Origin of the sequence: Inquilinus sp. (assembly GCF_039594555.1) — a bacterium.
GTDB lineage: Bacteria > Pseudomonadota > Alphaproteobacteria > DSM-16000 > Inquilinaceae > Inquilinus.
The window spans coordinates 1-9,652 of the sequence record NZ_JBCNNF010000268.1; the positions used below are offsets into that span (position 1 = coordinate 1).

Below are 9,652 nucleotides of genomic sequence, written 5' to 3' on the forward strand. Positions count from 1 at the left end.
TTCGAGACCCACGGCTACTTCCATCTCGGGTCACGGTCGGAGGCGGCGCCGGTGCTGGTGCTGCGCTTCAATCTGGAGATGATGCGCGACGGCGGCATCGGCGTCGCCGTGGCCGACCGGGCCGACTTGGCGGTCGAGCGCGCGAAGGCGCTGGCGGCCGAGCCGGGCGAGGCCCCTGCCCTGCCCGGCCAGACCGGAGCCCAGGCCGGGGCGCTGGACGCGCTGCGCGACGTGATGGCCTGGAACACGGTGTGGGACGAGGTCAACCACCGGCCCTACACCTCGATCAGCCGCAACTGGAACCTGTCGAAATTCGGCGGCTTCGGCGTCTGGCTGAACGACCAGCTCTACAACGCCCTCCTCACCGGCTACCTGGACCAGGAGATGGCGCGCGAGAACCTGGCGGCGTCGCTGGCCAGCGCCACGCCGGAGGGCAACCTCGCCTGCCTCTTGACCGCCAACGACGCCTGGGTCGACCGCACCCAGCTGCCGATCGGGTCGTTCCTGCTGTGGCTGATCTATCTGCGCTCCCGCTCGCGGCCGATGCTGGAGCTGGCCTACGGCACCCTGGCGCGCAACCACGCCTGGTGGTGGCGCGAGCGCGACCCGCGCGGCCGCGGCCTGGTCTCCTACGGCACGTCGGATGTCGGCGAGGGGCTGTACAAGGGCACCTCCTTCGGCGCCCGCAACGAATCCAGCATGGACAACTCGCCGATCCACGACCAGGCGGCCTATGACCCGGAGACGCGGACGCTGCGGTCGGAGGATGTCGGGCTGAACAGCCTGCTGGCCTTCGATGCCGAGGTGCTGTCCTGGATCGCCGCCGAACTGGGCGACGACGACGCCGCGGCCGCCCATGCCGAGACCGCCGCGCGCACCCGGGCGAAGATCGGCGCCGAGCTGTGGGACGACAGCCGCGGCATCTTCGCCAACCGGCTGTGGTCCGGCGAGTTCGTGCGCAGCCTGGGGCCGACCAGCTTCTACCCGCTGATCTGCGGCGCGGCCTCCCCGGAGCAGGCGCAGCGGCTGCTGGCCCATCTCCAGGACCCCGCCACCTTCGGCGGCGAATTCGTCATCCCCGGCACCACGCGGGACGACCCGGCGGCCAAGGACAATTCCTACTGGCGCGGCCGGATCTGGCCGCCCCTGAACTGGATGGTGTGGCACGGCCTGCGCCGCAACGGCTTCGAGCGCGAGGCGACGAAGCTGGCCGAAGACAGCCTGCGCCTGTTCCGCGCGGCCTGGGACGAGCGCCGGCTGTGCCCGGAGAACTTCAACGCCGAGACCGGCGAGCCGATGGACCAGCCGGACACCGAGGGCTTCTACAGCTGGGGCGCGCTGCTGCCGGCGCTCGGCGTGGCGCGGGTGATGGACATCAACCCCTGGGGCGGGTGGGAGCTGGTGAATGACGGCGCCGACGCGACGCTCGGGCCGATCGCCAGCCCGGCCGGGCCGGTGACGGTGCGCATCGCCGGCGCCCTGCTGGCGCTGCAGCAGGGCCGCCGCACGCTCTTGGAGACCAACATCGCCGGCCGTCTGTCGCAGCTGCGCTTCGGCGCGGGTGACATCGCCGTCACCCTGCCGCCGGACCTGGCTGACGGCGCCTGGCTGCGCTTCCCGTCGCTGACACCGGGCCGGGTGCTGGACATTCGCCTCGGCGATGCATCGTTTCCCTGGCGGGACGAGGGCGGCGTCACGGTGGACCTGTCCGCCCACACCGCCCCCGGCACCCTGCGGGTGTTCATGGCCGCGTAGCGGGCCGGCCGCGGTGAGGGGCGGCGACATGCCGCACCTCCGACGGGGCCTGGCGGATCGAACGTGTTGAAGCGTATGCCGCTATCGGGAGTGGCCGGGCGGCCTCAACGGCAAGGGGGAGCGCTTCATGACCCGTCTCACGGCCAAGGACTTCCAGCCCGAGCTGCTGGAGCTCTACGACTATTACGTCCATGGCAGGATCACCAAGCGCGAGTTCCTGGACCGCGCCGGCAAGTTCGCGGTGGCGGGGCTGACCGCGGCGTCGATCCTGGCGTCGCTGAGCCCGAACTACGCGATGGCGCAGCAGGTGGAGTTCACCGACCCCGACATCCTCGCGAAATACATCACCTACACGTCGCCCAAGGGCAATGGCGAGGTGCGCGGCTATCTGGTTCGCCCCGCCAAGGCAACCGGCAAGGTGGCGGGCGTGGTGGTGGTGCACGAGAATCGCGGCTTGAACCCCTATATCGAGGATGTGGCCCGCCGCGTCGCCAAGGCCGGCTTCATCGCCCTGGCGCCGGACGGGCTGACCTCCGTCGGCGGCTATCCCGGCAATGACGACGAGGGCCGCGACCTGCAGCAGAAGGTCGACCCGACCAAGCTGATGAACGACTTCTTCGCCGCGGTCGAGTTCCTGATGCACAGCGACCTGACCACCGGCAAGGTCGGCATCACCGGCTTCTGCTATGGCGGCGGCGTCGCCAACGCCGCCGCCGTGGCCTATCCGGAGCTGGCCGCCGCCGTGCCGTTCTACGGCCGGCAGCCGAAGGCCGAGGACGTGCCGCGGATCAGGGCGCCGCTGCTGCTGCACTATGCCGAGCTGGACACCGGCATCAACCAGGGCTGGCCGGCCTATGAGGCGGCACTGAAGGCCTCGCACAAGACCTACGAGGCCTATATCTACCCGGGCGTGAACCACGGCTTCCACAACGACTCCACGCCCCGCTATGACGAGGCGGCGGCCAAGCTGGCCTGGGACCGCACGATCGCCTGGTTCAAGCGCTACCTGGCCTGAAATCTCGTCACATCCGTTTCCCCCGCCGGGCGGAAGACCGGCGGCTGGCCGGCTTGGTTACAATTGCAACACTACCGCCGGAACGCCGCCGGCCGGTTACGGCTGTAACCATCACGGGACCGGCATCCCCCCTGAAAGAAACGGCATGGCTGACCATCTGTGACGGCGGTCATCGGCAATATGTCGAAACCCATATGAAACAGATGTGTCGCTCGATCCGAACCTGAGGATGCATCGACCGGCAGCCGGCCTCTGTCCGGCGGCCGGTCGCCGAGCCCGTAGCCATGGTTGTCGATATGAACAGCGCCAGCAGTCAGCCAGTCTCCGTCCTGGTCGTCGACGACGATCCCGCCATGCGGCACATGATCGTCGACTATCTCGAGAACCATGACATCCGCGCCGTCTCGGTCGCCGGCGGGCAGGAGATGGCCCGGCAGCTGTCCGGCAGCGAGCCCGACCTGGTGCTGCTCGACCTGCGCCTGGGCCGCGAGGACGGGCTGGACCTGCTGCGCGACCTGAGGTCGCGGTCCGACCTGCCGGTCATCATCACCACCGGCCACCGGCAGGACGAGATCGACCGCGTGGTCGGGCTGGAGCTCGGCGCCGACGACTACATGACCAAGCCCTTCGGGCTGCGCGAGCTGCTGGCGCGCATCCGCGCCGTGCTGCGGCGGCGGGAGGCTGAGCGCCAGGCCCCGCAGCGCGACCGGCAGCACGGCCGCTTCCGCTTCGGCGGCTGGCAGCTCGACCGCCGGCTGCGGCGCCTGACCGACCCGAGCGGCGCCCCCGTGGCGCTGACCAAGGGCGAATACGCGCTGCTCGCCGCCTTCCTCGAGGCGCCGCAGCGCCCGCTGTCGCGCGAGCATCTGCTGCAGGCCACGCGCATGCATGAGGACGTGTTCGACCGGACCATCGACGTGCAGGTGCTGCGGCTGCGGCGGAAGCTGGAGGCCGACCCCAGCGCGCCCCGTGTCATCCGGACCGAGCGCGGCGTCGGCTATGTCTTCTCCCTGGCGGTGGAAAGGCTGTAGGGCGTCCGGTGCCGCGATCGTCGACATGACCGGCCCGTTGCGCCGGATCGCCGCCTGGAGCGCCCTGGGGCTGCTGTTCGCTGCCGCCGGCCTGTCCGCGCAGGTGCCGGAGCCGGCGGCGCCGTTTCCGCCATACACGGCCGAGCAGGAGCCGATCACCCCGATCCCGCCGCCCCCGGCCGCCGATCCGCTCAAGCTCGCCTTGGGGAAGAGCCTGTTCGAGGACCCGCGCCTGTCGCGCGACGGCACCCGGTCCTGCTTGTCCTGCCACGACATCCGGACCAACGGCGCCGGCAACACCCGGCGCGACATGTCCTTCGACGGGTCGCCGCTGCGGTTCAGCACCAGCACGGTGTTCAACGCGGCGCTGAGCTTCCGCCTTGGCTGGGCCGGCGGCTTCCGCACCCTCGAGGCGCAGGCCGCGGGCTCGATCGAGAGCCCGGACATCATGGGGACCAGCATCGACGACGTGCTCGGCCGGCTGCGGGACGATCCGGAGATGGCGGCGCGCTTCCGCGCAGCCTATGGCGGCGAGCCGGACCGGGCATCCCTGCTGGACGCGATCGCCACCTTCGAGCGCTCGCTGGTCACCCCCGACAGCCCGTTCGACCGCTGGCTGAAGGGCGATGACGGCGCCCTGCCGGCCGACGCGCAGGACGGGTACCGGCTGTTCAAATCCCTCGGCTGCGTCTCCTGCCACCAGGGCGTCAATGTCGGCGGCAACCTGTTCCAGCGGCACGGCATCTTCCACCCCCTCGCCTCTCCGGACCCGGAGGTCCTGCGGGTTCCGAGCCTGCGCAACATTGCGACGACGGCGCCCTACTTCCACGACGGCAGCGCCGCCACGCTGGAGGGCGCCGTCCGCAACATGGCCCTGGCCCAGCTCGACCGGACATTGTCGGACCAGCAGGTCACGGCCATCGTCGCCTTCCTGCGGTCGCTGACCGGCACCTATGAGGGCCATCCGGTGACGGCGAAGGTGCCATGAGGATCACCCCCGCCCTGGCGGCCGTGCCGCTGCTGCTCCTGCTGCTCACCTGGTTCCTGGTGCGCGGCGTCAATACCGAGGCGGAGATGTTCGACCGCGCCCTCGGCACGCTCGAGGACGTCGCCATGACCCAGGGCGCGCTGCGGCGCGACATCCTCGGGGCCCGGGCCGGGCTGCTGCGCAACTACGACCCGCTGGTCCGGGACAGCGCCGCGCTGCGCGACCTGCTGGGCCGCCTCGACGAGGCCGCGGCGGTGGACCCGCGCATCGCCGCGGCAGTCGCCGGCCTGGGCGCCCTGATGGTGCGGCAGGACGAGCTGGTCGAGACCTTCAAGAGCAGGAACGCCCTGCTGCAGAACTCGCTGGCCTATTTCGGCGTGCTGGGCTCCCGCCTCGGCGCTGCGGACGGTGACACGGCGCTGGCCGCGGATGTCGGCGCCCTGGCCGCGGCGATGCTGCGGCTGACGCTCGACACCTCGCCGAGCGTCGCCCGCGACGTGCAGGACCGGCTGGAGGCACTGGGCAGCCGCCCGCCACCCGGCGACCCTACGTCCCTGCAGGCGCTGCTGGCGCATGGCCGGCTGCTGCATGATCTGCTGCCGGCGACGGATGGCGTGCTGAAGACGCTGTTCGCGCTGCCGACCAGCCGGGACCTGGCGGAGATCCGCGGCATCGTGATCGAGCACCAGATCGCATCGCGCGACGATGCGCGGAACTTCCGCATCCTGCTGTACGGCGTTTCGGTCGTCCTGCTGGGGCTGCTGATCCAGGCCGGGCTGCAGCTGCGGGCGGGGGCCATGTCGCTGCGCCGCCGCGCCGCCTTCGAGCACCTGATCGCCGGCATCTCCGCCCGCCTGATCACCGCCCGGCGGCCGCAGGTCGGGGCGCAGATCGAACAGGCCCTCGCCGACCTGGCGGCGCATGTCGGCGCCGACCGGGCCTATGTCTTGTTCGGCGGCCCGGCACGCCAGCACCATGTCTGGACCCGGGCCGGCATCGACTGCCCCCCGAGATGGCCGGAATCGGCGCCGGCGCTCTCGGCCGGCTTCGACCGGACGGCGGACGGCCTGATCCATGTCCGGCACGTCGCCCGCCTGCCGGCCGGGCCGGCCCGCGACGCCCTCGCCGCCGCCGGGCTGGACGGCTGGGCCTGCGTCACCAGCCGCGGCGCCGACGGCACCACCGACATCATGGGCTTCGACGCGCTGCCGCCGTCCCGCATGATCGGCCCGGACCAGCTCAGCCTGCTGCGCACCGCCTTCGACGCGATCGCCAACGCCATCGGGCGGGACCAGCTCGAGCGCGAGCGCGGCCGGCTGGAGGAGCGGCTGCAGCAGGCCCGCCGGATGGAGACCGTCGGCGCGCTGGCCAGCGGCATCGCCCACAACTTCAACAACATCGTCGGCGCCATCCTCGGCTACACCGAGATGGCGGAGGCCGAGATCGGGTCCGGGGAGCGGGCGGCCCGCCATCTGCGCGGCATCCGCCGCGCGGGCGAGCGGGCACGCGACCTGATCGGCCAGATCCTGGCCTATGGCCGGCGCCGCGCCGCGCCCAGCCGGCCGGTCGACGTCCACGCCCTGGTCGTCGAGGCCGCCTCGCTGCTGCGCGCGTCGCTGCCGCCGGGGGTTCAGCTGGTCCTGGGGCAGGAGAACCACGCGGCCAAGATCGTCGCCGGCGAAGCCGCGCAGATCCAGCAGGTGATCCTCAACCTGTGCAACAACGCGGCCCAGGCGATGGACGGGGCCGGCCGCATCGGCCTCGACGTCGAACTGCACGATGTCGTTCACGCGCAGGCCCTCAGCCACGGCTCGCTGATGCCGGGGCGCTATGTCCGCATCGCCGTCAGCGATGCGGGCCGGGGCATCGACGCCGAGACCCTGGGCCGCCTGTTCGAGCCCTTCTTCACCTCGCGCCAGGACGGCAACGGCCTGGGCCTGGCGACCGCCCGCGAGATCGTGCGGGAGCATGGCGGCGCGATCGACGTCTGGACCCGGCCCGGCGAGGGCAGCCGCTTCGCCGTCTGGCTGCCCTGCATCGTCGAGGACGCGCCGGAGGCCCCCGTCGCCGCGTCGATGCTGGGCCGCGGCGAGGCGGTGCTGCTGGTCGAAGGCGACCGCAAGCTGATGCTGCGGGACGAGGAGATGCTGGCCGCGCTCGGCTACGAGCCGGTCGGCTTCACCAGCGGCGCCGACGCGCTGGCCGCCTGCCGGGAATCGCCCGACCGGTTCGATGTGCTGATCGTGAGCCACGGCTCCTCCGCCCAGGAGGCGCTCGATCTCGCCGCCGAGCTGCACGAGGCCGCGCCGCGGCTGCCGATCCTGCTGGCCCTGCCGTCGAGCGGGAGGATCGACGCCGATGCGCTGGCGGCCGCCGGGGTGTTCGAGGTCGTCCGCCGGCCGCTGAGCTCGACCAATGTCGCCGCCGTGCTGAGGAACGCGCGGTTCCGGCAGCGGGAGATGACCGGCGCCGCGGCCTAGCTGCCCCGGTCAGGGTGTGGCCGGGATCGGGATCGGCGCGATGAAGAGCGCGGTCTCGAAGGTGATGGTGCCGGTCACCGTGGCCAGCCAGGCCGCGCCGACCGTCATGTTGAGCGCCGCGCCGACGGTCATCTGCATGGCGGCACCGGCCGTCAGGCTCATCGCCGCCTCGCTGGTGACGCTGATCGCCGGGGCGACGAGCGAGATCGACCCCGGGGTCAGGACGATCCGGCTGGCCCCGACCCGCAGCGTGATCGACTGCATGGCGCTGATGGTGATCGACCCGGTCTCGCTGGTCACCGTCTGGTTGCGGTGGATCGTGACGTCCTCGTCGTTCTCGACCTCGACCTTGTGGTCCTTCTGGGCGTGCAGGAACACCAGCTCCTGCCCCTTCCTGTCGTCGATCGAGAATTCGGAGAAGTCCTGGGTGCCGCCGCGCAGGGTCGAGCGGGTGCGCAGGCCGCTCTTGGTCTGCTCCGACGGCACCGGGAAGACCGGCTGCATCACCTCGTTGTAGACGCCGCCCACCACCACCGGGTTGTCGGGATCGCCGCTCATGAAGGAGACGGCGACCTCGGTGCCGACCCGCGGCAGGTGCTGCCAGCCCCAGGTGTTGCCGGCCCAGGGCTGGATCACCCGGACCCAGATCGCCTTGCCCGCCACCGTGTCCTTGCGGTGGTCGAACATCAGCCGGACCTTGATCCGGCCCAGCGGGTCGGCGTGGATCTCCTCGCCGGCATTGCCCAGCACGGTCGCGGCGAAGATGCCGGCCATCACCGGGCGGGTGTTGCGGGCATCGTCGCGCCACGGCGTCTTCTGCAGGAAGCAGGTGAAGTCGTTCTCGTAGCTCGCGATCGCGGCTCCGGCGATCCAGCTGTCGTCGCTGGCCTTGTGGCGGACCGAGCGCAGGGCGTAGTCGATGCCCTCCGCCCGGGTGAACGGGTCGCGCGCCAGGGTGAAGCGGCGGCCCGGGGCGAATTCGTGGTCGTAGCCGTGGCTGTGGGTCAGGGCCGACACCACCTCGGCATGCTGGATCCGGAACTTCGCCCGGTCGGCCGCCACCTGGTTGTCCATGGTCGCCGCCGGCCAGTTGTAGACCTCGCGGCGGGCCGCGCCGGCGATCGGCAGGGTCGTGTCCTCCCGCCCGTCGACCGGCGTGTTCGGCTTGGTCGGGTCGTAATCCTGCAGCCAGACCTCGCCATAAGCGGTCGAATGCGTCTCCTCCCAGCGGTCGAAGACGTCGAAATTGTCGCCCTCGTGGATCACCCAGTGCGACGGCAGCGTCACCGGCTTGAACGCCTCGTTGCCGTCGGTGATCACCAGGGTGTGGGACGTCTTGGTGTGCTCGAAGAAGTAGAACCAGCCGCTCTCCTGCAGCAGCCGCTGGGCGAAGGCCAGGTCAGTCTCGTTGTACTGGGTGGTGTATTCGCGGACGGGGTTGCTGCGGTAAATCCGGAACTCGACCGGCTGGACGCCGTGCTCGGTGAAGATCGTCTGCAGGATCTCCTGCGCGGTCATGGCCTGGAAGATGCGGCTGTCCTCGGCCTGGCTGAGGAACCAGAGCCGCGGCACCACCTCCAGCCGGTAGGTCCAGCGGTCTCGCCGCGCCAGGCCGATCGCCTCCATCCGGCGGACCACGCCGTGGAAGAAGCGGTCCTCGGGCGGCCGGGTCGTCCCAGCCGTGTCGCCGCCGCGGGGAATGCGCCGGACCGTCAGCCCGACCGGCTGGTACAGCAGCTCCTGCGGCTGGATGCTGCGCTCGGTGGAGACGACGGTCAGCGTCAGCTCGTAGGGGCGGCTGAGCTCCTCGACCGCCGCCAGCTCGATCGCGTGCAGCGTGCCCTGCTGCACCGGCAGCGTGTCGTCGCCCAGCGGCGAGGTGAGCAGCAGCATCGGCTCGTTGCGGCTGTCAGCCGGCATTCCGTGTCTCCTGAATTCCGTCGGTCATCCCGCATCCCCGGACAGGTCGCGGACCGAGACCGGGAGGGTTCCCGGATAAGGCAGTCCGGTCAGCATCTCCTGGAACCGCTCGCGCTCCGCCGCGTCCTCGATCAGGGCGAGGCAGGCCTCGCGCAACTGGTCCAGCGTCGTTGCCCGGGCCAAGGCGCGCTTGACCAGCAGCCGGGCCACCGGCCCGGCGGAATGGGCCAGGGCCCGCGTCACCGCCGCCACCGCCTCCGCCCCCTGGCGCGGCCGGCCCGGCAGGGAGGCGAGCGACCCGGGCCCTGTCGCCTCCGGCGCATCCGCCGCCTGCTGCGCCCCCAGGCTGCCGCCCGGCCGCTCGGCCATCGCCTGCAGCGCGTCGCTGACGAACCGGTCGCGCAGGTCGCCCGGCGGCAGCAGGTCGCCCAGCAGGGCCAGCAGCTCGTCCGGCGAGCGCGCA

Annotated in this window: 7 protein-coding genes; 5 read left to right on the forward strand and 2 right to left on the reverse strand. The window is 71.5% G+C overall.

Going from position 1 to position 9,652, the window contains the following annotated elements; genetic code table 11:
* The 5 genes from ABDW35_RS24535 to ABDW35_RS24555 form a co-directional block, all read left to right on the forward strand.
* Positions 1-1,755: trehalase family glycosidase (locus ABDW35_RS24535; protein ID WP_343716489.1), on the forward strand; the 1,755-nt coding region annotated here is incomplete at its 5' end.
* 127 nt (positions 1,756-1,882) lie between these two features.
* Positions 1,883-2,770, forward strand: coding sequence for a YghX family hydrolase (gene yghX / locus ABDW35_RS24540; protein ID WP_343716490.1), 888 nt, complete (start codon positions 1,883-1,885; stop codon positions 2,768-2,770).
* A gap of 296 nt (positions 2,771-3,066) precedes the next feature.
* Complete coding sequence (locus tag ABDW35_RS24545; RefSeq protein WP_343716491.1) at positions 3,067-3,801, forward strand: response regulator; 735 nt, start codon at positions 3,067-3,069, stop codon at positions 3,799-3,801.
* Positions 3,802-3,826: 25 nt separating this feature from the next.
* A complete protein-coding gene (locus tag ABDW35_RS24550; protein ID WP_343716492.1) occupies positions 3,827-4,789 on the forward strand; it encodes a cytochrome c peroxidase in 963 nt (320 codons plus the stop codon).
* Complete coding sequence (locus ABDW35_RS24555; protein WP_343716493.1) at positions 4,786-7,269, forward strand: two-component system VirA-like sensor kinase; 2,484 nt, start codon at positions 4,786-4,788, stop codon at positions 7,267-7,269. Before ABDW35_RS24550 ends, ABDW35_RS24555 begins: the two co-directional genes overlap by 4 nt.
* 9 nt (positions 7,270-7,278) lie before the next feature.
* Here the strand turns inward: ABDW35_RS24555 and tssI are convergent, their stop codons facing one another.
* Positions 7,279-9,189: a type VI secretion system tip protein TssI/VgrG gene (gene tssI, locus ABDW35_RS24560; RefSeq protein ID WP_343716494.1), complete on the reverse strand. Its 1,911-nt coding sequence runs from the start codon at positions 9,187-9,189 to the stop codon at positions 7,279-7,281.
* A gap of 24 nt (positions 9,190-9,213) precedes the next feature.
* Positions 9,214-9,652, reverse strand: a 439-nt coding sequence (locus ABDW35_RS24565; protein WP_343716495.1) for a hypothetical protein, incomplete at its 5' end; no start/stop codon positions are given.

Excerpts from the sequence above, each read along its gene's own strand:
- ABDW35_RS24550 (WP_343716492.1), top strand. The coding sequence starts at position 3,827 with ATGACCGGCCCGTTGCGCCGGATCGCCGCCTGGAGCGCCCTGGGGCTG.
- ABDW35_RS24545 (WP_343716491.1), top strand. The coding sequence starts at position 3,067 with ATGAACAGCGCCAGCAGTCAGCCAGTCTCCGTCCTGGTCGTCGACGAC.
- yghX (WP_343716490.1), top strand. The coding sequence starts at position 1,883 with ATGACCCGTCTCACGGCCAAGGACTTCCAGCCCGAGCTGCTGGAGCTC.
- ABDW35_RS24555 (WP_343716493.1), top strand. The coding sequence starts at position 4,786 with ATGAGGATCACCCCCGCCCTGGCGGCCGTGCCGCTGCTGCTCCTGCTG.
- tssI (WP_343716494.1), bottom strand. The coding sequence starts at position 9,189 with ATGCCGGCTGACAGCCGCAACGAGCCGATGCTGCTGCTCACCTCGCCG.